Below are 26,073 nucleotides of genomic sequence, written 5' to 3'. Positions count from 1 at the left end.
CAATAGTCTAAGGACGAATTTACTTCGCGGTACCACCTTAGTTCTAGGTTTCCCTAGCACTTTATCCCTTTAACGCTAGGCTCAGCGGATTAGTTTTTGCTAATCTACTCCCAGGTAGTCATTTAAGATTTTCGTAGCTTTCACCATCCTACGTCGCTTTTAGTTAACCTAAATGTTGTCCTGTTCATCGTATCTAAATATATTATATCACTAGTTTTATAAATTACAAGTTATTTATCACGTGTAAATGGTTCTTCTGATAATTTGACATAATGCATTAAATCTTTAATTCTTTGTATAAGTCTACCAGCTTTCATTCTATTGGTTTCATCTTTTGTAAGTGTTAGAGCTTCTAGAAGTTGTACAAGTGAAAAATTAGAACTCATAAATACTGGAAGTTTAGCTGATAAACGATATTGAAGCACTGGTACAATGATTTCATCTCTAAACCATGGACTCATGTTTTCTCCACCAAAATCATCTAGCATTAATATATCTGCTTGTTTTAGTTTATTAATACGTTCTTCTAAGTTCCCATCATTCATTCCTTGACGGATTGAACGAATCAAATCAGGAACATATACAAATAAAACTGCTATATTTTTTAATGCGAGTTCTTGAGCTATAGCAGATAATAAATATGATTTACCTGTTCCATATCTTCCATATATAAGCATACCTTTTTCATAATGATCTTTTCTATAGTTCTCAAGAAATTGTGCTGCAAGATCATGTGCTTTTTGTCTTTCTTCATTAAAACAATCAAATTCAGAAATACTTGCATCTTGAATATAAACTTCACTATCATAAAATTTCAAGTTTCTTCTGATTCTTTCTTTTTTAAGTTCAAAAGCTTTTTCTTTTGTTGGACGATAAACAATCTCGATATAAGGTTCAGTGCGCAAAACAACTTCATAGCCATCAACTACCGGTTTTTCTTTTTTTCGAACCAGATATTGATAAACTTTGTTTACATCAACATCTAAAACTTCTAAGCTTTTAGTCTCTTGATTTTTACCAATGAATTGTCGCATTTCAGCAATTGTCATTTTCTACGCCTCCATTTTCTCTAATTCTTTCACGTAATCATCCATCCAGTCAGGTTCACTAATCTTTTTAGCTTTTTTCTTGTTGACCCATTGGTTTTCTAATTGAGTTGAATGATTCAGTGCATCTTCAGTCGTTTGAATACCTCTGTTTAGCCAATCATGCAAAACAGTTTCCATATATTTTAATCCAGGAAGCACGCCATCTTTTTGTTTTAAAACAAGCATTAAGATGACATTTATAATACCTGGATCAACGTGATTTCTTTCAATTAAAAGTGTTGCAGTTGATAATGCAATACCTTGAGTATCTGTTTTACTATATTTTTGAATAATCACTTGAGGAGGTATATTTTTAATTAAATCAGTTTTAGGTATGTCTTTTTCTTTAATCTCAAGTGTTTGATTTTTGCTTTCATAATGTAATTTTGCTTTGTGATTTAATGCTTGAAAGTTTATAGTTTGTCTTGATTGTGATGCATGAATATAAACTTCTACCATATCTTTTACATCAAATTGATACACAAATGCTATTTTTGATATTTGTTGTTGTAATTTTTGGTTTAATAATTGTGAATTTTTTAAACGCTCTGGTAGTGCTTCAACAAAAGCATTGAAATCAAAATGATTACCAATATGACTACCGCCATTTTGTTTCCTACCTTGGAATTCATAATCAAGTTTTAATAAATTTAAACTCTTAAATTCATACATACTATCGAAAGGTTTTGTTATGTTTGTATATCCTTCTAATTTTGGTGTTTCGATTTTAAATAAATTCGCAAGCATATCAACATTTTTTTCCCCAATTTCTGATTGTAGATAACTACCAAAAACTGTATCAAGTAAGAATTGTTTAGCAGATAATGGTGTCTTCATGACATAAATATATGCATCATTTTCTTGATAAACTTCAAGTAGATTCAATGCTTCTAATTTATTACGCATTTTTAAGAATTCTGTTTGCTTTAAATTTAATAAATCAAATAATTGTTGATGTGTATAACTCTTTTGATTAATTTTATCGTTTAGTTGATAAAATGTTACGAATAAAGAATGTGATGCTACACCTAATAATGGTTGATAAAGAAGGGCTAACACTTTAAAGTCTTGATTAGCAAGATCTGAATGAACGCTTAATTGGAAAGTTGAACTATTCTTCATAATTTTAAACCTCTCAAAAATTGATCGATTTGAAAATATAAATAATCAAGATCACTTTCGTTATCAAAAATAACATCAGCTTTCATTTTTTTATGTTCCAAGCTTAGTTGACAATTGATAAGTTTTTTAGCATCTTTTTCTAGCATATCATCTCTAGACATCAATCGCATTAATTGAATGTTTTTTGATACATATACTAAACATGTTATATCACATTTTTTTTCATATGATACTTCAAATAATAGTGGCATATCAATAACTACTATTTTTTCATTTTCAAAAGTTAATAGTTGTCTTTTGATTTCTTTAAATACAAATGGATGCGTGATTTCATTAAGTTTTAATCTTAATCTTTTGTCTTCACACATTGCCTTTTTAATTTTTTCCTTGTCAGCATCTGTTTTTATAGAAAAGCCAAAAAGAGACTCTGCTTTCAAAATCATCTCATTGTTTTCTTTCCACAGATTTTTTACGATTTCATCACTATCTATAACTTTGATATTTAGTGATTTAATGTAAGCTGCTGCTGTTGATTTACCAGATGCAATTCCACCTGTTAAGCCGACAATATAAGGTTTATTTTTGGCAATTTGGACAGACATATGATCCACGACCCGCTACTCTAATTTTTATAATTTCTTGTTTGCATACTGGACAAGGTTCTCCTTGTTTAGTATGCACATTCAATTGATTTTGAAATCTTCCATGAACACCTAAACTTGATGTATAACTTCTTATGGTTGTTCCACCAAGCTCTACCGCTTTTGCTAAAACTTTTGTTGCCGCATCTATTAAATCTGATGCTTGTTTTTTTGTTATCTTAGAAGCTAGTCTACTGGGATGTATTTTAGCTAAAAAGAGTGTTTCATCTACATATATATTACCTAATCCACTGATGATATGCTGATCTAGCATAACACCTTTAATAGGTCTATTAGTATGATGAATTTGATTGTAAAAATCCAATTTATTTTGATCTTTAGGTTCACGTCCTAAACCATTTAAGGGATATACATTTAAATAATCTTTAATAGGAAGAACATGAAGCGTTCCAAATTTCCTAACATCATGATATCTAAGTTGGCTCAAATCATCAAGAGTAAATATAATATGTTCATGTTTATCAATGTCTTCATGCTGTTTAATATAGAATTTGCCTTCCATTCTTAAATGCATAATCATCACATCATAGTCTAATATAAATATTAAGTATTTACCCATTCTTTTGATATCTCTAATCGTTTGATTGATTACATGTGTCATAAAATATGTAATATCTGTTTTAATGATATTTGGATATAAAACAAAGATATCAATGATTTTTTTATCTTTAATTTTTAAAAGTAGCGTGCGTCTTACCGTCTCTACTTCTGGAAGTTCTGGCATACATAACACCTATTTTAAATCATACCAAGTTTTTCCGACATCACAAGATGTCTCTAATTCAACTTTTAAACTGACTGCTTTACGCATCATCTTTGGTACAATTTCTTTCATTTCTTCTAATTCTTCTTGAACAACATCTAGAATAAGTTCATCGTGTACTTGAAGAAGTATTTTAGATTTTTTATTTTCTTTTTTAAGATATCTATATAAATCAATCATTGCTTTTTTCAGTATATCTGCAGCACTTCCTTGAATTGGTGCATTAAGTGCTGTTCTTTCGCCAAATGATCTTTGAGTATATACACTTGATTTTAATTCAGGGATATATCTTCTACGATTCATAATTGTCTTAACATAATCGTTTTCTTTAGCATAAGTAACGATATCTTCCATATAAGTTTTAATCTCGGGATATAAATTTAGGTAATCATCTATAAATCTTTGAGCTTCCTTTGGACTCACATGAATATCTTCTGATAGACTCCAAGCTCCAATACCATATATAATTCCAAAGTTTACAGCTTTTGCTGCTCTTCTTTGTTCACTATCTACTTCATCTTGATGAAAAATCTCTTTAGCAGTTTTTGTGTGAATATCTTCATGATTATTAAATGCTTCTATAAGTTTTTTGACATTTGCCATGCTTGCTAATACTCTTAATTCAATTTGAGAATAGTCAGCACCTAAAAATAGATGATTTTCTTTTGGTATAAAGATTTTTCTAATCTGTCTACCTTCTTCAGTTCTAATAGGAATATTTTGTAAATTAGGATCAAGTGAAGATAATCTACCTGTTGTTGTTAATGCTTGCATATAGATGGTATGAACTTTATCATCTTCAAATAGATTTTGTTCTAAACCTATAATATATGTTGAATATAGTTTTGATAATTGTCTATATTCTAAAATTTTTTCAATTATTGGATGTTTACCTTGTAATTTATTTAATACATCAACATTAGTAGAATATCCAGTTTTAGTTTTCTTACCATTTGGTAGATCTAAATCCTCAAACAAGATTTCACCTAATTGCTTAGGAGAAGAAACATTAAACTCTCGTCCAGCTAAATGAATAATTTCTTTTTCAAGTTGATTTATTCTTGTGTTCAAACCTTCTTTTTGTTTGCTTAATTCTTCTTTATCTACACGAAGACCTTCAAATTCCATTTCTGCTAAAACTTCAGATAAAGGTAATTCAATATTTTTTAATAAATCTAATTGTTCATCATCTTTTAAGTTTTTTATCAACTCATCTTTTAATGCATATATTGCTTTTGCTTTTGAAGCGATATGATGGAAATATATATCTTTTTCAGGCAAAGCTTTTTTACTGCCTTTGCCATAAATATTATCATCATATTGAATATCTTCATAATAAAAGTTAGAAACAATTCTTTTAAATTCTTCTTTTCCCAAATGAGAATTTATTAAATATGCAGCAAGCAACAAATCAAAACTTACACCTTTGATATCAAGTTTATTCCATAAAAGAAAAACTTTAATTGCCTTTAAATCATAAACATATTTTTGGTATTTTTCGTCTTTTAAATACATATCAAAACCAATGGAAGATAATGCAACATCTGCACTTATGACATAATTGTTATTTCCATTAGATAAGCCAATACCCCAAAGTTCAGCCTTGTGATAATTGTAATCGCTAAACTCAAAATGAAGGCTTAAGTCTTGATTTAATATATCTTCTAATTCACTAACACTTTTTAGTTCTATATGATTCCATTTACTCTCTTCTTGTTTGACGGGCATTTCCATTTTTTTAACAAATACATGAAGATCTAAGTCTTGATAAAAATGAATCAAGTCTTCTGTTTTTATATCTTTTTTTGCAATAGAATCTACATCATACTCGATATCGCAATCTAATTGTATGGTTACTAATTCTTTACTCATGATTGCACTATCTCTGTGCTCTCTAATTCTTTCGCCTAATTTACCTTTGATATCATCTTGATGTTCTAATATATTTTCTAGTGTTTCATATTCTTTTAATAATTTAATCGCTGTCTTTTCACCTACACCTGGGATACCTGGTATATTATCTGAGGCATCACCCATAAGTGCTTTTAAATCAATCATCTGATTATGTGTTAACTCATATGTTTCAATAAGTTTTTCAGGTGTAAAATCATGAACTTCTCTCATACCTTTTTTTAATAGATGTACTGTAATTTGTTCATCAACTAATTGAAGTAAATCTTTATCACTTGAATATATATCAACACTATATCCTTTTGCACTAGCTTGTTTAGCTAATGTTCCTATAATATCATCTGCTTCATATCCTGCTTTTGAATAAGCCACAACACCATTAAGATCAATATATTGATTAACTAAAGGAATTTGTTGTCCAAGTTCTTCTGGCATCTTAGTTCTACCAGCTTTATAGCCTTCATAGGCTATGTGTCTTTTAGTTGGTTCTTTTGTATCAAAAGCAACTAAAACATCTGTAGTTTCTGATGTAACCATTTTTTCAAACATACCTACAAATGCAAAAACAGCATTTGTGTAAGTCCCATTTGAGGATTGCATCAATTTAGCACCAGGGTAAGCTGTTGCATAATATGCTCTAAATAAAATTGAATTACCATCTATTAATGTAATTTTTTTCATGATATGATACCCCTTTTCTTAATTTTATCACGCAAAATCAAAATAATTTCCCACAGTATTTGTGGATAAGTAAAAAAGGATCAACGAATCCTAAATTGACCCTTTCCTTTACCTTTACCCTTTTTTTGTTTCGTTTTTTGGAATGCTTGAGTTGGATTTTTTGACATGCTATCTAGTTGTTTTTCGTCCATATTCATCATTTGTTTCATCATTTTCTTTTGTTGATCAAGTGCACTTCTTAATCTGTTAAGATCTTGAACACTCATGCCAGAGCCTTTTGCAACCCTTTCTCTTCTTTTTGAACTCTTATCAATTAAAGATGGGTCCTTTCGCTCTTTTTCTGTCATTGAAGTGATTAATACACTCATTTTATCAAATTGTTTATCGTCAATTTTTGATGCTGCATCTTTGATTTTTCCCATACCTGGCATAAATCCTAAGATTTTACTCATAGAACCCATACGTTTAATCATTTTAAACTGTTTTAATAGATCATTATAGTTAAATGAATCACTCATTAACTTATCCATCATTGATTTAGCTTCATCTTCATCAATTGCGTCTGTAGCTTTTTCAATTAATGTTAAAACATCTCCCATACCTAAAATACGAGATGCCATTCTCTCTGGATGAAATAGTTCAAATGTATCCATATGCTCACCACTAGAGGCAAACTTTATTGGTATACCTGAAACTTCTTTAATAGATAGAGCAGCACCCCCACGGGTATCTCCATCAAGTTTAGTTAAGATTGCTCCTGTAGCATTTAATTGCTCATGAAAACTCTTAGCAATATTAGCTGCATCTTGACCAGTCATTGCATCAACTGTTAATAAGATTTCATTAGGATTAGCAATTGCTTTAACATCTACTAATTCACTCATCATCTTTTCATCAATATGAAGTCTACCAGCTGTATCGATGATGACACAGTTATATTTATTCTCTTTTGCATACTTTAATCCGTTAGTAACAATATCTCTAGCATCTTTTAAACCTTCTTCATAAACTTCGATGCCAACTTGCTTACCAATCGTCACTAATTGTTCAATAGCTGCAGGACGATATACGTCAGCAGCAATAAACATAACATTCTTCTTTTCAGTCTTTCTTATATAAACGCCTAATTTGCCAATTGCGGTCGTTTTACCTGAACCTTGAAGACCAATAGTCATAATTGTTGTTATGCCGCTTGAGGCATAATTAATGCCCTCTGCGTCCTCGCCCATGACTCTCTTTAGTTCGTCATGAACTATTTTAACGACTTGTTGCCCTGGATTCAATCCTTTTAAGATCTTTTCTCCAACAGCTTGTTCTTTTATATTTGCAATAAATTGTTTAACTACCTTAAAATTGACATCAGCTTCTAATAATGATAGACGAACTTCTCTCATCATTTCATCAATGTCTTTTTCAGTTAAAATACCACGCCCAGTTAATCTGCGCATTGCCATTTGTAGTCTTGAACTTAAAGAATTCTCTGCCATTACTCATCCAACTTTCTTAAATCATCTAAGCTTTTTAAATCTTTGGTTTGTTCTAAGTGATCTATAATTTTGAGTCTTTTTTGTTTGTTTAATAATAATTGTAGTTTTTCTTCATAAGAAAAAAGATGTGTTTCCACTTTTTTTAATTGATCAAAAATTGCATTTCTACTTACATTCGCTAAATCCGCAATTTCTTGTAATGAGTAATCATCTTGATAATAGTATTTAAAGTATTGAACTTGTTTATCAGTTAATAATTTATGATACACATCAAATAATTGATTTAGTTGTTCTTTTTTCTCTAATGATTCCATAATTTATCCTCTAAAGAAATCTTCAAATAACCCATAAATATAATCTTCAATATCAAAATATACCAAGTCATCTATCTTTTCACCCAATCCAACGTACTTAATTGGCAGATCGTATAAATGTCTTATTGCTAGTACAATACCGCCTTTAGCAGTCCCATCTAGTTTAGTCAAAATAATGCCTGAAACATCTGTAGCATCTTTGAATACTTCTGCTTGACGCATACCATTTTGTCCTGTAGTTGCATCAATAACTAAAAGCGTTTCTTGTGGTGCATGAGGTAGCGTTTTTTGAATCACACGTTTCATTTTTTCTAATTCTTTCATGAGATTCACTTTAGTTTGAAGTCTTCCAGCTGTATCACATAAGATGACATCATAGTTTTCTTTTTTAGCATACTCTATAGCGTCATAGATAACACTTGATGGATCACTACCAGAATCTTTTGCAAAAACATATGTATCACTTCTTTGACCCCAAATCTTAAGTTGTTCAATTGCACCAGCTCTAAATGTATCTCCGGCAACCAACATAACTTTTTTGCCATCAGTTTTAAGTTGTTTTGCAAGTTTGCCTATAGTTGTTGTTTTTCCAACTCCATTGACTCCAACAAATAAATATACGTTTAATTCATTTTCATCAAAATTAAGTTCAGTATTTAAAAGATCACCTTTTAAATAAATCTCAAACATTTTGTCAACAATTATCTCAGCTAGATCATTAGGATCTGTAATTTGTTTTTTATCAACATCTTTTCTTAACTCTTCAATAAAATAAACAACTGTATCAACACCTATATCTGCTTGAATAAAAATATCTTCTAAAGCATCAAAGAGTTCATCGTCAATTGTTTTTGATTTTTTAAGAATTTCTTTTAAATCAGTCAAGCTTTCTTTGGTCTTATGCAGACCTAAAGTATATTTATCATTCTTTTCTTTTTTACCAAATAATTTCTTAAATAGTCCCATAATATGTCTCCTATAACCTTTAGATATTATACCATAAGAAAAAGAAAACCGAAAGGTTAATCTTTCGGTAAGTTTTTAACAAAAGTAAGCAATTCATCAAAGTTTAAATGTGAACTCATTTCATCAACATATTCAATATAAATGATCTTTCTATTTTGATCAAGAACGAATACTGATCTTGCTAATAATCGTAATTCTTTAATATAAGTTCCATATTTATTCCCAAAATCTAATTCAATGTAATCACTTAATGTGATGACATTATCTAATCCTGCACTTCCACACCATCTTGCTTGTGCATATGGAAGATCATTTGAAATCGTTAAAACTGTTAAATCATCAATTTCTGATAATTCTTGATTGACTGTTCTAGTTTGACGATCACAGACTGTTGTGTCTAGAGAAGGAACTACATTTAAAATAATGTATTTCGTCTTAAAATCTGACAAACTAACATATTCATTTTTATGATTTAATGCTTTAAAATCTGGAGCAATATCTCCGACTTCTTTTGTGTCACCAATTAGTGTCACTGGTTTAGATTTAAAAGTTTTCATATCTCACACTTCCTTTAACAACTTCATGACTATTATATCATATTTTAATTTCTAATTCATAAAAAGTGGCCTTCTGAAAAAGTTCAGAAGACCAATTAAGGGGGTTCTGTGTACTTTCATACACTTTAAAAAGGGGGTATGTAACATCCATTAATATGAATGCATAGATATATTATCACTTTTTCATTTGTTTGTAAAGTGCCAATGTAATTTTACTTATTTATCTGTTTGTTCTTCATTGCCTTTTATATATCTACATTTAGGAAAACCACTACATGCTATAAACTCACCATATCTTGATTTTCTAATAACCAATGGTTTCCCACATTTAGGACAAAGTTCATCAGTCATTTTCGGTTCTACTTTTTTCATATGCTCTTGTGCATATTCAATCATTGGAATAAAACTATGATAAAAATTTGATACTATTTCTACACCAGATTCAGTTGCTTCTGCAATTCCATCAAGCTTTTTCTCCATTTTTGATGTGTAATCTACATTAATGATTTTATGGAAGAATGAATCTAGTTCTTTTGAAGTTAGTCTACCTTGTTCAGTTGGAACAAATCGTTTTGTTTCTAAGGAGACGTATGCTCTATTTTTTAAAGTTTGGATAATTGCAGCATAAGTAGATGGTCTACCTATACCAAGTGATTCCATTTCCTTAATTAAAGTTGCTTCAGAATATCTTGCAGGTGGAGTTGTTACTTTTTCTATTGCTAGGACTTCACTTGCTTTAAGTTCTTGATTTATTTCTAATTTAGGTAATAATTTATCAACTTGTTTTTGATCTTGATAAACCTTTGTATGCCCATCAAATTTTAATATAGATCCTTCAAGGTTATAAATATTATCATTTGATGTAATTTTAACTTTTGTACTTTCGAATAATGCATCACTCATAAGTGAAGCTAGTGTGCGTTCATAAATACGTTTATAAAGTTTTAATTCATCTTTATCTAAATATGATGACATCATATCTGGTGTCCGATAAATGGATGTAGGTCTAATTGCTTCATGAGCATCCTGTGCATTTTCTTTTGTAGATACTTTATAGTGACCTAAATACTTTTTACCATATTGATTTAAGATAAATTCATTTGTTTCTTTAATAAATGGTGCAGCCAATCTATTTGAATCTGTACGCATATAAGTGATTAACCCAATGGTTTCATCATTTATTTCAATACCTTCATATAGTTTTTGTGCAACCATCATGGTTCTACTAGCGCTCATATATAAGTTGTTAATAGAATCTTGTTGAAGTGTTGATGTAATAAATGCCGGTTTTGATTTTCTTTTTGTATTTCTTGTTTGAATATCACTAATATGAAATGGATTTGTTGATGTTTTTACAATTTGATCAGCTTCTTCTTTTGATAACCGCTTTTTAGCCGGTATATGATAAGATGCTTTAAAATCAGGAAATTGTGCATCAATTTCATAATATGTTTCTGGAATAAATGCTTCAATCTTCTTTTCTAAATCTACAATTAGTTTTAATGCAACACTTTGCACACGTCCTGCAGATTTGGATTTAATTTTTGATTGTAGTAGTTTTGATAATTTAAATCCAATGATGCGATCTAAGATACGTCTTGCTTCTTGAGAATTAACTAATTCTTGATCAATCTTTCTTGGATGTTCCAATGCTTCAGTTATTGCTTGTTTTGTGATTTCTCTAAAAACGATACGATTTTTAGCATTTGGATCAAGTTCAAGAATTTGAGCGAGATGCCATCCGATGGCTTCTCCTTCTCTATCCTGGTCAGTTGCAATCAAGACTTCTCTATTTTTAGCTTTTTGTTTTAATTCTTTAACTAAATTATTTTTACCTTTTATGATTTTATATGATGGTTGAAAATCATTTTCTATATCAATACCTAGTCCATCTTTACCAGATGTTGCTAGATCTCTTATGTGTCCTTTAGACGACAAAACAAGAACGTCATCTTTAACGTATGTTGATATTGTTTTTGATTTAGATGGTGATTCCACGATAATTAATTTTTTATTTGCCATGTAAACACTCCTTTTCCATATCTATTATAGTAACTTAATTTTTAAAGTCAAGCATAAAGAGAAATTGCTTTCTATATATATATTTATATAATATATATGTTTTTCTATTTCATAATAGTCGAAAATTATGTGTTTTTACTTTAAAAAAAGAAAAAGATGAAGACTAATTTTCATCTTTAATGTAAGTAAGAACTTTTAATTCTCTTTTTAACCATGGAATTTGAGGTAAATCTTTATGAATTAAGCTTTGGTTTTGTTTGATAGCATCATCAATATGAATTTTTATAAGCTTATATCCATATGCTTTTTCATAATCATCTAGATTTTGACTTGTTATATGCTTTGAAACTTTACATGTGAAATATTTAGATTCCATATAAAAAATTTCATGATCAATAGTTTTAGATTTTCTTTTTTCAATCGTCATACCAAATGGTTTGATAGTGTTTTTAATAATTGTTAATCCGGTTTCTTCTAAGGTTTCTCTCATTAAGGTTTGGATATCAGTTTCATCTGGTTTTTGTCCACCACCAGGAAACTTTAAATCATGATATAAATCACTTTGAATCATATATAGGTAGGGATATTGTAAAATGATGGCACGACATGCAACTCTATGATAGATTTTATCGTCTAAATCATAATCTTTTAAATCAAAACAATGTATGAGCTTCATGTTTTTTCCTTATCTCTTCTTTTATCATGGATTTTATAGGCTCATAGGTCTTTCTATGAATAGGAGTATATCCATGTCTTTTGATAAGTTCTATATGTTCTTTTGTTCCATATCCTTTATGTTGCTTGAAGTTATATAAAGGAAAGACTTTATCCATTTCTATCATATATTGATCTCTAGTTGTTTTAGCTACGATAGATGCAGCAGCAATACTAATTGATTTTTGGTCGCCCTTAATAATGGATTTATTTGGTATATCAATTTCCATTGGCATCGCATCTATAAGTAAAAATTCTGGTTTTATTTTTAATTGCTTAATTGCAGAATGCATGGCTTCTCTTGCTGCTCTATAAATATTAATACGATCAATCTCATCAACTGAAGAAATTCCTATACCTATTGCAAGTGCATGTTCTTTAATTTCAATTAAAGCTTTTTGTCTTTGTTTTTCACTTAACTTTTTTGAATCATCTACATAATTTAATTTTGCACCTTTTTTTAATATAACTGCAGCAGCAACCACCGGACCAGCAAGTGGACCTCTGCCTGCTTCATCTATACCCGCTATATATGTTATACCTTTTTCATAAAGTTCATCTTCAAATTGATATAAATTAAATTCTGTCAAAAGATAAGCCTCCTAATTGATTGTTTCTAATATCTGTTAAGATGATATGATAAACTCGATCATAATCAATTTCAGCACCTCTTAAAAGTGCTCCACGCTTTTGCCCAATCGCATCTAACATAGATACATAATCATCCATATCAAGGGCTATATCATATCTTTCTAATAATCTTTTGGGATAATGAATTTTTAAAAAATTAAGTGCATATTGACACACATCATCTATAGGAATAATATCATCTTTAATTGCACCTGTAATCGCTAAATGATAACCAACTTTTTCATCTTCAAATTTTGGCCATAAAACACCAGGTGTATCTAATAATTCAAAATTAGATCCTAACTTAATCCATTGTTGTGCTTTAGTAACTCCAGGTTTATTGCCTGTTTTTGTGGCTTTTTTGCCTGATAAAGCGTTAATCAAGGTAGATTTACCAACATTTGGTATACCTAATATCATGGTTCTTATAGGTCTATCCAGTAGACCTTTTTCTCTATTTCTATCCATTTTTTCTTTTAAAACTTCATATGCTTTATCATAAATTTTATTGGTGTTTATTTGTGATTGTGAATCAATTTTTAATGTGGAAAATCCTAAATCTTCATAGTAGGTCATGTGATCATGTAAAAGATTAGTATCTGCTAAATCCATTTTATTAAAAAGTAATAAAATTGGTTTATGTTTAACCATTTTTAAAACGTTTGGATTCATTGAAGATAAAGGTAGTCGTGCATCTAATAAAATCATCACGATATCCATTAATTTTAATTTCTCTTTGATTTCTCGAAAAGATTTAAACATATGCCCTGGATACCATTGTATTTGTTTAGTTGTATTTTTCTTATCCATTAGATATACCTCCGAATGGCCAAAGCTTATAAACAGCTTTACCAATAATATCGTCACTATGGATTGCGCCAATACTTCTGCTATCATAAGAAAAAGATTCGTTATCGCCAAATGCGAAATACTGATTTTCTCTTAGTATATTATTTCCATCTAAATAAGAAATCATTTTAAGTCTACCTGGATCATCTACTTGATAGATTTGAAAATATTGATTTTGATACACTTCTCCATTGATTAATATATGATATACGTCACTTGTGCCAATTTCTTCAAATGTCACTGTATCACCAGGAATAGCTACAACTCTTTTGACAAAATAAACTTGTTCTTGATCTTCATAATCACTTGATAAATTAACTTGTTCTCCTGTGGTGTCTATATAGCGATCCGTAACATGTACAATAATGACATCATCACGTTTTGGATTATAATTAAAGTGATACATTAAGACTCGCTCACTATCAATTAGAGTTGGCTTCATTGAAGAACCATCTACATTTGTTGGGAGAATAAAAAACATAAATAAAATCAAAATAAACATCATTGATATACTTAAAAATGTTAGCCAATCTAAGATTTCAAATTGATGTTTTTTTAAATAATTATCATTAATTTCTTCTTTTTTTCTTTTAAATAAGACAATATTAAAACCAATAGCAGCTAATGCTACTATTGATGTCATTATATATATTGTCATTGTCCATCCGATAGTTAATCTAGAAACTTTCAATGCATAAAGCATAACAGTCAACATGATTAATATGAATGCAAGACTTAAATTGATGTATGCTTTTCTTAACGTCATTTTGAGTACTTATCCTATCTTTATGATTTACCTAATATTTCATTTAATTGTTCATATGTAACTAAAACTTCACGTGCTTTTGTTCCTTGAGATGCAGAAACGATAGAGTAATACTCTAACATTTCAACAATTTTTTGTGCTCTATTAAATCCAATTTCAAATTCTTTTTGTATGCTATTAATCGATGCATTTTGGGAATCTACAACAAAATATGCAACATCTTCAAATAAATCATCTGAAGCCATTTCTTTTAATTCTGCTAATTGTTTTAAAGCTTCATGTTCAAAGATATAGTTTGCTGGATATCTTTCTCTAATATAATCAGTTGCTTGATATATTTCATTATCAGGAATATAAGCACCTTGAAGTCTATGTGGACGATCACTTTTCTTAAATAACATATCGCCTTTACCCAATAGTGTTTCAGCACCTGCTCCATCTAAAATGGTTGTTGAATCTACAAAAGATGCAACTTTAAATGCAATTCTTACTGGAATATTTGATTTGATCGTTCCTTTTACAACATCTGTCGTTGGTCTTTGGGTTGCAACTAATAAATGGATACCTGCAGCTCTTGCTTTTTGAGTAATTCTTTGGATAGCATTTTCTACATCGTGAGCAGCAACCATCATTAAGTCGGCTAATTCATCTATAACAATAACGATATAAGGCATTTTAGGATCATCAATTAATCCACGTTTTACATTTGCATTATATGATTTGATGTCTCTAGCTCTGCTTTGTGCAAATTTTTGATAACGTCTTTCCATTTCATCAACTGCCCAATTTAAAGCTTGTGAAGCCATTTTAACATCCGTTATGACTGGAGTAACTAAATGTGGAAGATCATTATATGGTGTAAGTTCTACCATTTTAGGATCAATTAAGATAAGTTTTAAATCCTCTGGTGAATTTTTTATAAGTAAACTAATTAATATCGTATTCACACAAACACTTTTACCACTATTTGTAGCACCTGCAATTAATCCGTGAGGCATTGCTTGGATATCAGCATAAATGCTTTCTCCATCAATATCTACACCTAAAGCTACTTTTAAAGGATGTTCTTTATCATTTAAAAATGCTGGATTATCTATGACATTACCAAAAGCTACAATTTCTGGAGTTTTATTTGGTACTTCTAATCCTACATAAGGCTTACCAGGAATTGGAGCTTCTATTCTAAGTGACTTAGAGGCAAGACTCATCATTAAGTTATCACTAATTGATAAGACACGTTTAACGTTAACGCCAGGCTCTAGTGCTATTTCATATCTGGTTACTGTAGGTCCTTTTTTACTTGATTTAACTTCGCCTTCAATACCAAATTGTTGAAGCGTCGCATTAATAACATCTATTTGATCTAATAACCATTGAGGTTGTTCATTTAAATCACGGTCTTTTTTAGAGAACATAGAAATATTTGGAAATTGATATGCTTTTTCTTTTAATGGATTAGGTTGTACAAAAACAGGTTTTTCTTCTGGTGTTTTATCATCTAAAAATCCAAAATCAGATGTAACAACTGGTTTTTCTGTTGCTTTTTCTCTTTTATATGTTTCCAATTTTGGTTCACTGGCTACTTTAGGCTCAGGGTTTAATTCTGGTCTTGGAGTGAAAATTCTTCTCTCTTTTTCAACAGGTTTAGCTTGAAAAGCCATATCATCTTTTCTTGGTTCTTGACGTTCATTTCTTTGGTGTTGTGATCCAATTGGATTCATCATCTGTGGTTTTTTAACTTCTTCTTTTTTAGGTTTTTCTGTTGGGATATAATCAGATGGGCCAAAATACTCACTTCTAGTTTTATTTGATACGATATTTGAAAATTCATAATATTTAGTGCCATATTTTTCTATAGCTTGTTCATCAGACATTTTATGTTTAGTTCTAAATGCATCAAAACGTCTTGTCGTATCACCGGTATTTTTAACTGTAAATGGAACAGTTACAATATCTTTAACTTGATGACCAAAAATTGGAGAAACAAAATGGTCTGTTTTATAAACCTTTTTGCCTCTAATACCTTCAATTTTAGCAAATTGAAAAATTGTGAATTTTGGAACTATCGTATTTAATTGCAAGTTTTCTTTTTGTTTTCTCATATATCTTTACCTGCATTTTCTAAGTCTTCTGTTATATCTTTATAAATATCATCGATACCTGTATCAATTGTTTTTTCAACATTAAATACTTTTTTAGAATAAATCTTATACGTTTCTTCACCTGTAATTGCGATAATTGCTAAGCCGATTCTTATCATAATAATATTTATTGCAGTTTCTTTAGTTAATTTTCTAACCCAATATGCTGGATTGACTGCATTAATAACCGCAACTGCAGTTTTTGTTACTTTAGAATATTTCCTAGCTGTTTTAACAAATTTACTATTATCAAATTTTGTCTTAGTCTCATTAAGTTCATATATTTTAGCTAAAGTCAATCCTTTAGTCATTCTTAATATTTTACCTTTTAATAAATCTTCTATACGATCTGTAATATAATGTGCTAGGGTTAAAGATTCATCAACAGTAAGTTCCAAATAAGGATATTTAGATTTTGGATAAAATTTCTTTGCGATATCTACTGCTAATTCTCCACTTATATTTTGTAAATGCTTAGCATATCCAACTTCATTTCTTAATTCTTTATCTTTAAATAGTTTTTGACCATCTTGGATTAAATATTTAATTTCTTCTTCATCAATATCTGTTTCATCAGCTTTTTTAAGTTTTAAACCTTTATTTAAGCTTCTTAAGACTGCATAAAGGTAAATAAGGAGCAGTAATAAAAATCCAAAACTGATCCCAATTAAAAAGCTTATAATAGTTGAAAAATCTATAACAATCGGTCCAATACTCAATAAAATCTGCATGAAATCAACTCCTATAAGTTATTATATCATTAAAATGATATAACATAAAGCATGTAGATACTAAAAAAAAGTTGAACATTATCGTTCAACTTTTATCTTTGTATTAAATTAAATAATAAAACCCATAAATGATAAATTCGATTTGAAGTCCACCGTCAATTAAGTAGGATGCACTAACTGAAGAAATATAATAAATGTGATCCAAATCTAAAAGCTGATTCATAAAATCAATCGCGTCTGTATCATCAGTGGCAGTAAATGAAACTGAAATTCTTACATATTTCAAATTCTCTGCTTGATCCTCATCAAATGGTGAATCTACATCATTTACTAATGTTGTTCTAAAGTTTTCTGCTAATGTAAGACCTGCTAAATTTCTAGCAATTGTGACATCATTTTGGATTGCTTGAGCATTATATGAAACAGGTATAAATGGCATCAATTCGCCAATTTCTAGATAACTCTCTGTTTCTTCAGACTCTAAAATTTGATTAATTTGATTTCTTAATACTATTTCGTTTTCTTCTAATTCATCTAGTCTAATATTTTGAGTGTAGTTGATTAAATAGTATCCGACAATGACTCCTATAAAAATTAAAATCATAAAAGGTAAGGCTTTAGTTTTAGAAAGTTTCTTTCCAAATACATTATATTTACGCATGATATAAAGTCACCTCCAATACAAATTCAGAAACGACTCTAACTTCAGGAGCAGATATAATCCATCTATGATCCCCTGTCATCAAATCAGTTTTTCCGTAAGCTTCGTATATTGAAAGTACATATTCATCTAAATCCAATCGTGTAGTCCCACTTATTGTAATGACCATCATTTGATCGCTAGCATCTTCACTAAATGTCAACAATGCAACATCGCTATTAAGCTCTGCAATTAAATCTGTTATATAAGGTTCATATGATTTTTCAGATTCTGATAATGACTCATATAATTGATTAAAGATGATTTGATTGGGTGTATAACTATTTGATTGTGGTAAGTCTCTTTGTAAAATATATAATTGATTTTCTAACCCTTGATTTAAGTTTTGTTGATTTGCTATATCTTCGCTAAATAAGAAAAATGGAATATATAATAGTGCTACTGAAGCAAATATCAAGAATGAGAAAACCATTAAATAGTTGCCATATATATTCACTTTTTTAATGCGATCCAATTTAAACTCAAAAGTAAATTGAGATTTAATATCTTTTGTTCTTATAGATGCATAAGGAAGATAACAAGCTCTTGGCATATCTAGGTCAAGTTCATCAATTCCCTTAAACGCATATAATGATGTATTAAAATCTTTAATTTCTTTAACTACACCGTTTTTTAATTCTTCATTTGAAAAATTGTCTGATAAATTAAAAACAACAATATCTTCAATAGATAATTTACCTTTTGTAATATTGAATTTATAATAGTTAGCTATTCTTTCAATATAATTTTCTAAAATTACTTGAGGGTCTTTGCTTGATCCATCACATTCTTCTATCATTTGAAAGATTGGCACATCATTTACAAATATTTGTATAGCCAATAATTTATTATATATAGTTACAAGCATTATTTGACTTGCATCAGATTCTATATTTTCTTTATATAGTTCATATAATGAAAGTCCTGGTAGATCAAATGAAACTTCTTTAGCACCTAATTTTTCAAACACATCATAATAGTCATGAAGTAAACTTTCATCAGTGATTAAAGCTAAGGCTTTAACACTTTCTTCGTCTTCTTTTTGTATGAAATGAGAAATAGCAGCTGTTTCGAAAGGAAAATAAATTTTCTTATCAGTTTGATCAAGAACATATTGTGAAATTGATTTTTTTTGTAAATCATTTTTAGATATAGATAAATTTCTTATCAATAAATTTTGATCATGAATCAAAATATTGACATTTCTTATCTTAACTTTATGTTCTTTTAAATTGTCCAGAAAAAGTTGATATAAGATTTCCGGTTCTTTAATATATCCGTTTACTATAACACCTTCTGGAAGATCAATCGCATCAAATAATGAAGTTTCTATATTGTTGTTTTCAACAAAATAGCTACATTTATAATCTGATATAAATACAGTCATGTTTTCTTTTTTTGTAAACAAAGTATCACATCCCTAATAATTTTAAATACCAATCAATCATTTGCTCTCCATAAAGATAACATATATAGACAGACAGCGAAATAAAAGGTACTAATGGTAAATATTTATCTTTCTCTTTCATAAAAATTATACCATATATTAAACCAAACAATGATGCAAGAAATAAAGATAGTACACCTTGGGGAAATTTAAGAAATAATCCTATAAAGATATATAACTTTACATCTCCAGCACCTAATGCATCTTTTTTATAATAAGCTTTTGCAAGTGTAGCTATCAAAAACAGTAATACAAACAAAACTGCACTTGATAATATATAGGGCCAAATCTCTTGATCTAAAATTCTAATAAGCAATATTGGAATGATACCTATCATCCATATACGATCAATAACAATCATTGAATCTATATCAACAATTGATTCAATCAATAATACTGATAATAAAATAATTAAAATATAAAAATCAATCGTAAATCCATATAAGAGAAAAGATAGCGTAAATAAAGATCCACCTATAATTTCATAGATCAGATGTTTAACGCCTATTTTTACTCCACAATTATGACATTTACCTTTATTGATAACAAACCCTATGATAGGAAGTACATCTACTAATCTTAGTTTTCTCTCACAATGATCACAATGTGATGTCCCTAAAAGAGTTTCACCTTTTGGTATTCTTACTGCAAGCACATGAAAAAATGAAGTAAAAAGGGATCCAAAGATAAAGATGAAGATAGCATATAAAATTGTCATTTTGAATTCTCCTTACTTATATATGTATTTATAAGAAAAGGAGGCATCTTTAAAAGAAAACCTCCTCTTTTTAATTAATTAAGTATTGGTTCTATGCTACAACGTATTCTGAACCACTAACATCAACTTCTGTTGTGTTTACAAACACACTAGTTAACGTATCTGTTGCAGCAGCTAATACATGATATGTTACTGTTGATCCAACAACTTTAACATATAAAACTTGTGATCCACCTGATGAAGTTCCAAGCGTATTATTAGCCATATCAATATCTAAATCTGCAATTGCATAAATTCCATCTGCAGCATTTTCAGTTAGATCGTAAAGTTTTGCTGCTTCTTCAACATTTTGTAATGTTGCGATATCAGCTTTTTCTTGTTGTCTTGAAATAAGACCACCAATTGTAGGTACAGCTATTGCTGCAATAATCCCTAAAATAACAACTACTGCTAGTAATTCTACTAACGTAACACCTTTTTTATTTCTCAAAGCTTTAAACATAATTTTTTCCTCCGTTTTCTTTTTTTATATCATTTATATCTTATTTATATCTTATGTTTTTTTTTTTTAAAAGTCAATTGATTTTTAACTAATTAAGAAAAACGTAATAAACTAGATTTGCGTACCTAAGGACAACATAGGTAGCATAATTGCTAAAATCATCACACCAACAATTGCATATACTAAAATTAATAATATCGGTTGAAGACTATTTTTTATCTGTTGAATTCTAATTTCACTTATTCCATTATAGTATTCACTTAAGTTTGCCATAAGTTTTGGAATATCTCCTGTTTTTTCACCTGTAGCAATCATCTTAGCCATAATAGGATCAATATGAGGACTTTCCTCAAATGCTTTACTAAATGGCTTCCCATCTTGTAAATAATTTAATGTCTTAGTAATGAGTTCTTTATATACATCATGTTCTAGAATATCTCTTGTCGTTTCTAATGCTTGCATCGAATGGATACCATTAGATAACATTTGTGATAATGAGTTTGCGATTAATATTTGGTTTGTCATTTGAATCAAAGATCCAAAAACAGGAAGTTTTAATAGTCCAAGTTTAACCACATAGTGGAATTTTTTATTATACTTATTAAGAAAATAAAATAATCCTGCAATGATTGCAGCTACAGCAAATATAAAGATTGCATACGCTTGGAAAAAATCGCCAGTATCTATAAAAAACTGTGTAATACCTGGAAGTTCTGCACCTTCAAATGCTGCGAATAATCCTGTAATATTTGGAAAGACGAACAATAACATACCTATAGAGATAACTATTGCAGCTCCTAAATAGATTAAAGGCATTCTTGTTGCACCTTTAATTTCAGAGGATAATTTCATTTGCGATTCATAATATGTAGCCATTTTTAATATGGTTTCAGGTAATTCACCTGATAATTCACCAACTTTAACCATTTGAATCAATAAATTAGGAAATTCTTTTGGTCTTCTTGCCATACCATTAGATAATAAATTACCATTATATACTTGTTGATACAACTCGAAGTATAGTTTTCTAATATTTTTATTTTCTTGCTGTAGACTTAATAACTCTAAAGCAGGTAATAATTTCACACCTGAATTTAATAAAGATCCTAATTGTTTTAAAAAGAATACAAGTTGTTTTGGCTTAATTAATCGTCCAATTGTAATTTGTTCTAAATAAGTAATTATATTTTTATATTCAACAATACTTTTTACTTTATAATTTTTTGCTTGCAAATACTTAACACAAACACTTTTACTAAGAGCTTCCATTTTTCCTTTAATTGTCTTACCATCAGCATTGATGGCTGTATATTTAAAGTTTCTTAATTGCAAAAATATCCCTCCTATTCCTCAGCAACTTTCATAACTTCTTCTAAAGATGTAACACCTTCTTGCACTTTTTTAAGTCCTGCTGATAGAATACTTGTCATGCCTGTTCTTCTTGCTTCTGTTTCTAAGAGGTTTAGTGGGGCATTTTGTGAAATAAGTTTTTGCATTTCATCAGATATAGGTAGAACTTCAAATATACCAACACGTCCAGCATATCCTTTATAATTACATGAAGGACAACCTTTAGCTCTTCTTACGGTATTAATATCAAGTCCTTGTTTTTTAAACATAACGATTTCAGTAGGTGATGGTTCATCATCATAACTACATTCAGTACATAATTTTCTTACAAGTCGTTGTGAAACAACGCCAGAGAGTGAAGATGCAATCAAAAATGGCTCAATATCCATGTCTAATAGTCTTGTAACAGTCTTTATTGCATCATTAGTATGAATAGTAGATAAAACTAAATGTCCTGTTAGAGAGGCTCTAATCGCTATCTCTGCTGTTTCGACATCTCTAATTTCACCAACCATGATAATGTTAGGATCTTGTCTTAAAATAGATCTCAATGCTTTAGCAAACGTTAAATCAACATCTGTCTCAACTTGAATTTGATTTACGCCTTCCATTTTTAGTTCAACTGGGTTCTCAACTGTCATAATATTTACATTTGGTTTATTAAGTTCTGCCAAACATGAATATAATGTTGTCGTTTTCCCTGAACCTGTTGGTCCACTGACCAAAACAATACCGTTTGGTTTTGCAATCATATCTCTAACTAATTTTTCTTCTTTTTTTGATAAACCAATATTATCTAATTTATTTGCTCCACCACTTATATCTAAAATACGCATAACAACTTTTTCACCACGAACGGTAGGAAGTGTTGAAATACGAAGATCAATATTACGCTGCTTAATAGCTGTTTGAATACGACCATCTTGTGGCACTCTAGTTTCGGTAATATCCATACCTGACATAACTTTGATACGACTTATCATTTGGTGCAATATTTTTAATGGAAATTCTCTAACAGTATCTAGAACACCATCAACACGATATCTTACAACAATCTTATCGTCGAGTGGATCAATATGAATATCACTAGCTCTTTGAAATACCGCTGATGTTAAAATTTGATTAACAAGATTAACCATTGGTGTATCACTATAATCATCTTCTTCTTCGGTAATGACATCAATAGATACATTTTGTTTAACTCCAAGTGCTTCTAGAGTTCTTGTGAAACCATAATATTTTTCTATTTGAGTATTAATTTCATTTTTTGGTGCTGCAAACATTTTTGGACGAAAACCAGTAATTAAGCGTAGTTCTTCAACAACTGCAAAATCAAGAGGATCAGAAGTCGCAAACATTAATCTATTTCCCTCTATTCTAAGAGGAATCATTGTATTTCTTCTACAAAAAGATTCATCTACTAACTTTAAAACATTTTCATCAATCGTAAAATTCATTAAAGAAACACGTTGAACACCTGTAGAATCTTCTAAGGCTTTTAGTATTTGCATTTCATTAGCATATTCTAATCTAACAATTGTTTCACCTAAACGCTCATTTTCTTCTTTTTTCTTTAAAGAGTCATTTAATTGTTTTTGATTAATGATTTTTGCTTGTAGTAAAACATCTCCAATACGTTTTAATGCCATGTTAGATGCCTCCCTTTTCTACAACAAATTGTTCATAAATTCTAGATTGTGCATTATATTGAACTTCATATAGTTTATATTGATTGGTTGTGCCAAAGACATCTGTAACGCTTCTATTAATATAGTAGATAGAACCATCATAACCATCTTGAAGTAATAGTAGATAAGTTGTTTCAAACTCAGCATCTTCAATAATGATATTTGGCGTAAATTCATCTAATAAATCATTTTCATAATAAATAGTATCTCTAGGAATAATAATTTTATTTTCAATTTCTACATTATATTCATTAACAAAAGGAACTCCAGTTAATGTAAAAGATAGTGATGTTTGTCCAGTTTGTTCTATATTGACATAATAAGTGTATTCAAAAGAATTAAAAAATGAAAAGTCATATTGATTAATTCTTAAAATTCTAACATTATACCCAATAGTTGCCCATGATGGAATTAAAGGATTTGAATTAAACATAAATCCATTTATATGGCTTTTTGCTAATACTTCTAATAATCCCGTTGAAATAACACTTAATTGTACATTGGTCAAATCTAGTGTAGCTAGATTCTCAAGGATCGAATATCGTGAATTTGGAGTTATTATGATTTGATCAACTAATTGATTGATTTGACTGACATCTGCAACGCTAATATTTCTTACTGTTACTTGATTCAAAACACTTTGATTAGTGTCTTCAACGAAGTAATCAGCAAGTTGATATTGTTTTAATGAGGTCATATGTCCCATATCTTCTATAATTTGACTCATTAAATCATCAACATTTACTACAGAATATACACGATTTGAGAAATTCAATTCAAGCTGTTGTTCTAAAATCACTTTATTTTCATCACTAATTGAAAAATAAGCTTGATTGACCTGATTATCAATAATTGATGACATTGTTTGCTCATGATTATACTCAAACAATGATAAAGGAATATCAAACATAGAATCCTGATATGATATTTCAAAGACTGCACCGTCTATGTAAGCAGTTATTTCATTATTAATAACATTATCATACTGGTCTTCTTCATATGCGCCTAAATAAACAGATCCTAGGGTTGTTGAAGAAGGTGGATTTGATATATCATTAACAAAAAACATAGTCCCCGCAAAGACTACTGCTATAAATAAAGTAATGATAGAAATCATAAAATATATGTTTCTTTTAAAATATAAAATAAAATGTCTCAATATAACCACCTCTACTTGACATCATTATACCAAAGATTTTCTCGCTTTATGTGTTATTTTTAGCAAATTAAGAATTTCTTAATAATTTTCATTATAATTTAAACATTAAATCATATATAATAGAGTTGAAATGATTGGAGGTGTCTGACTTGATTAAATCAAAACATGGATTTACTATTATAGAAGCTGTAGCTTCAATATTTTTAATAACGCTCATTTTGACAACAGCGATGTTGATTATTCTAAATATGCGAAATCAAGCGACAGCTTCTGAACAAAAGATCAAAGCTACTGATGTTGGCTCTTTAGTAAGAAATGACATCTTAAGTCATACTGATTATGATGATCTTAATACATGGCTTAATGGAAGTGAGCACATACTAACTAATGATAACTGTAGTACTTCTGGGTCTCCAATTGATTGTGATGTATTCTTATATGAATCAGGAGATAAGACATTTCAAGATGATATGACCATTACCTTTTTAGAACCAACTACGCAATCCATAAACTATAAAATTATTCACTATGAAATTGAGATCATTTATTTTAAAGAACGTATCGTAGTTTTAACAGGAGCAGTTTATGAGAAAGCATAGAGGGATAACTATGGTTGAACTGCTTGGAGCAGTAGCCATATTTGCAATCGCATCTAGTGTCATTGCTTTAACCATATCTTTAATTGTCAATGCAAATAAAGATATTATTGAAACAAGTCAAGCAAGCACAACCGGTACTTTAATCATTAAACGTATTGAAAATGCATTAAATGATTTAAATATTACAGATTATGATTTAATATCTAGTGATGAGGTTATATTATATTCAGATAGTGAATATGTCTATGATGAAACATCAGAGGAGATTATTTTGGTAACATATAATCCTAGATTAGAACTATCTATCTTATTTAACACTAATATTTTAATAGATAATGAAATCATAGATTTATCTCAATTTAGTTTAGATGAAACAAGCACAATTGAAATTATATCTGATGCTACAACATCTAAATTAGTCATTACAGTTGTTTTAGTATCTGATGAAGGTAATTTATATACTTTCAAGACCAATTTACAATTAGTCTCATAAGGAGCTGATTTAC

Annotated in this window: 25 protein-coding genes and 1 other annotated feature; of the genes, 2 read left to right on the top strand and 23 right to left on the bottom strand. The window is 29.4% G+C overall.

Annotated elements, in window-relative coordinates:
- Positions 1-6 precede the first annotated feature (6 nt).
- Positions 7-197: a binding site (T-box leader), on the bottom strand.
- Positions 198-230: 33 nt separating this feature from the next.
- The 23 genes from dnaI to MPAN_RS02425 all read right to left on the bottom strand — a co-directional run bounded on the left by dnaI (position 231) and on the right by MPAN_RS02425 (position 24,968).
- Positions 231-1,049: a primosomal protein DnaI gene (gene dnaI, locus MPAN_RS02535; RefSeq protein ID WP_176238446.1), complete on the bottom strand. Its 819-nt coding sequence runs from the start codon at positions 1,047-1,049 to the stop codon at positions 231-233.
- Positions 1,050-1,052: 3 nt separating this feature from the next.
- Positions 1,053-2,210, bottom strand: a complete 1,158-nt coding sequence (locus MPAN_RS02530; RefSeq protein ID WP_176238445.1) for a DnaD domain protein — start codon at positions 2,208-2,210, stop codon at positions 1,053-1,055.
- Positions 2,207-2,812 (bottom strand): dephospho-CoA kinase, encoded by a 606-nt coding sequence (coaE, locus tag MPAN_RS02525; protein WP_176238444.1) that lies wholly within the window; start codon positions 2,810-2,812, stop codon positions 2,207-2,209. The genes MPAN_RS02530 and coaE overlap by 4 nt, the downstream gene beginning before the upstream one ends.
- Positions 2,787-3,596, bottom strand: coding sequence for a DNA-formamidopyrimidine glycosylase (mutM, locus tag MPAN_RS02520; protein ID WP_176238443.1), 810 nt, complete (start codon positions 3,594-3,596; stop codon positions 2,787-2,789). The genes coaE and mutM overlap by 26 nt, the downstream gene beginning before the upstream one ends.
- A 9-nt stretch (positions 3,597-3,605) precedes the next feature.
- The gene (gene polA / locus MPAN_RS02515) at positions 3,606-6,227 is read right to left on the bottom strand and encodes a DNA polymerase I (protein ID WP_176238442.1); all 2,622 of its coding nucleotides are present in this window, start codon (positions 6,225-6,227) and stop codon (positions 3,606-3,608) included.
- An 80-nt stretch (positions 6,228-6,307) separates the two neighbouring features.
- Positions 6,308-7,714: a signal recognition particle protein gene (gene ffh / locus MPAN_RS02510; protein WP_176238441.1), complete on the bottom strand. Its 1,407-nt coding sequence runs from the start codon at positions 7,712-7,714 to the stop codon at positions 6,308-6,310.
- Complete coding sequence (gene ylxM, locus MPAN_RS02505) at positions 7,714-8,028, bottom strand: YlxM family DNA-binding protein (RefSeq protein ID WP_231756804.1); 315 nt, start codon at positions 8,026-8,028, stop codon at positions 7,714-7,716. The genes ffh and ylxM overlap by 1 nt, the downstream gene beginning before the upstream one ends.
- Before the next feature lie 3 nt (positions 8,029-8,031).
- Complete coding sequence (ftsY, locus tag MPAN_RS02500; RefSeq protein ID WP_176238440.1) at positions 8,032-8,994, bottom strand: signal recognition particle-docking protein FtsY; 963 nt, start codon at positions 8,992-8,994, stop codon at positions 8,032-8,034.
- 56 nt (positions 8,995-9,050) lie between these two features.
- Positions 9,051-9,551: a thiol peroxidase gene (tpx, locus tag MPAN_RS02495; protein WP_176238439.1), complete on the bottom strand. Its 501-nt coding sequence runs from the start codon at positions 9,549-9,551 to the stop codon at positions 9,051-9,053.
- Between the two features lie 216 nt (positions 9,552-9,767).
- Entirely contained in the window at positions 9,768-11,573 is a 1,806-nt protein-coding gene (topA, locus tag MPAN_RS02490) for a type I DNA topoisomerase (protein ID WP_176238438.1), read from the bottom strand.
- 163 nt (positions 11,574-11,736) lie between these two features.
- Positions 11,737-12,249, bottom strand: coding sequence for an NUDIX hydrolase (locus MPAN_RS02485; protein WP_176238437.1), 513 nt, complete (start codon positions 12,247-12,249; stop codon positions 11,737-11,739).
- The gene (locus MPAN_RS02480; protein ID WP_176238436.1) at positions 12,227-12,877 is read right to left on the bottom strand and encodes a ribonuclease HII; all 651 of its coding nucleotides are present in this window, start codon (positions 12,875-12,877) and stop codon (positions 12,227-12,229) included. Before MPAN_RS02480 ends, MPAN_RS02485 begins: the two co-directional genes overlap by 23 nt.
- On the bottom strand, positions 12,864-13,727 hold the full coding sequence (ylqF, locus tag MPAN_RS02475) for a ribosome biogenesis GTPase YlqF (protein WP_176238435.1): 864 nt from the start codon (positions 13,725-13,727) through the stop codon (positions 12,864-12,866). Before ylqF ends, MPAN_RS02480 begins: the two co-directional genes overlap by 14 nt.
- The gene (gene lepB / locus MPAN_RS02470) at positions 13,720-14,532 is read right to left on the bottom strand and encodes a signal peptidase I (RefSeq protein ID WP_176238434.1); all 813 of its coding nucleotides are present in this window, start codon (positions 14,530-14,532) and stop codon (positions 13,720-13,722) included. The genes ylqF and lepB overlap by 8 nt, the downstream gene beginning before the upstream one ends.
- Positions 14,533-14,552: 20 nt before the next feature.
- Positions 14,553-16,634 carry a DNA translocase FtsK gene (locus MPAN_RS02465; RefSeq protein ID WP_176238433.1) on the bottom strand — a complete coding sequence of 694 codons (2,082 nt, stop codon included), beginning with the start codon at positions 16,632-16,634 and terminating at the stop codon, positions 14,553-14,555.
- Positions 16,631-17,404 (bottom strand): hypothetical protein, encoded by a 774-nt coding sequence (locus MPAN_RS02460; protein ID WP_176238432.1) that lies wholly within the window; start codon positions 17,402-17,404, stop codon positions 16,631-16,633. Before MPAN_RS02460 ends, MPAN_RS02465 begins: the two co-directional genes overlap by 4 nt.
- 103 nt (positions 17,405-17,507) lie before the next feature.
- The gene (locus tag MPAN_RS02455) at positions 17,508-18,065 is read right to left on the bottom strand and encodes a hypothetical protein (protein WP_176238431.1); all 558 of its coding nucleotides are present in this window, start codon (positions 18,063-18,065) and stop codon (positions 17,508-17,510) included.
- The gene (locus MPAN_RS02450; RefSeq protein WP_176238430.1) at positions 18,058-19,512 is read right to left on the bottom strand and encodes a type IV pilus biogenesis protein PilM; all 1,455 of its coding nucleotides are present in this window, start codon (positions 19,510-19,512) and stop codon (positions 18,058-18,060) included. The genes MPAN_RS02455 and MPAN_RS02450 overlap by 8 nt, the downstream gene beginning before the upstream one ends.
- A gap of 4 nt (positions 19,513-19,516) precedes the next feature.
- Positions 19,517-20,269, bottom strand: coding sequence for a prepilin peptidase (locus tag MPAN_RS02445; protein ID WP_176238429.1), 753 nt, complete (start codon positions 20,267-20,269; stop codon positions 19,517-19,519).
- Between the two features lie 91 nt (positions 20,270-20,360).
- Entirely contained in the window at positions 20,361-20,771 is a 411-nt protein-coding gene (locus MPAN_RS02440) for a prepilin-type N-terminal cleavage/methylation domain-containing protein (RefSeq protein WP_176238428.1), read from the bottom strand.
- A gap of 111 nt (positions 20,772-20,882) precedes the next feature.
- Positions 20,883-22,103, bottom strand: a complete 1,221-nt coding sequence (locus MPAN_RS02435) for a type II secretion system F family protein (RefSeq protein ID WP_176238427.1) — start codon at positions 22,101-22,103, stop codon at positions 20,883-20,885.
- Between the two features lie 11 nt (positions 22,104-22,114).
- Positions 22,115-23,770: a GspE/PulE family protein gene (locus tag MPAN_RS02430; RefSeq protein WP_176238426.1), complete on the bottom strand. Its 1,656-nt coding sequence runs from the start codon at positions 23,768-23,770 to the stop codon at positions 22,115-22,117.
- A gap of 1 nt (position 23,771) precedes the next feature.
- The gene (locus tag MPAN_RS02425) at positions 23,772-24,968 is read right to left on the bottom strand and encodes a hypothetical protein (RefSeq protein ID WP_176238425.1); all 1,197 of its coding nucleotides are present in this window, start codon (positions 24,966-24,968) and stop codon (positions 23,772-23,774) included.
- Positions 24,969-25,117: 149 nt separating this feature from the next.
- On the opposite strand from MPAN_RS02425, the gene MPAN_RS02420 reads away from it, so the two are divergent.
- Both MPAN_RS02420 and MPAN_RS02415 read left to right on the top strand, forming a co-directional pair.
- Positions 25,118-25,567, top strand: a complete 450-nt coding sequence (locus MPAN_RS02420; RefSeq protein WP_176238424.1) for a type II secretion system protein — start codon at positions 25,118-25,120, stop codon at positions 25,565-25,567.
- On the top strand, positions 25,554-26,060 hold the full coding sequence (locus MPAN_RS02415; RefSeq protein WP_176238423.1) for a type II secretion system protein: 507 nt from the start codon (positions 25,554-25,556) through the stop codon (positions 26,058-26,060). Before MPAN_RS02420 ends, MPAN_RS02415 begins: the two co-directional genes overlap by 14 nt.
- Positions 26,061-26,073 lie beyond the last annotated feature (13 nt).

Source organism: Mariniplasma anaerobium (genome assembly GCF_016865445.1).
Classification (GTDB): domain Bacteria; phylum Bacillota_I; class Bacilli_A; order Acholeplasmatales; family Acholeplasmataceae; genus Mariniplasma; species Mariniplasma anaerobium.
Note: the sequence above shows the minus strand (reverse complement) of the source record. Positions and strands in the feature narration are given on the sequence as shown.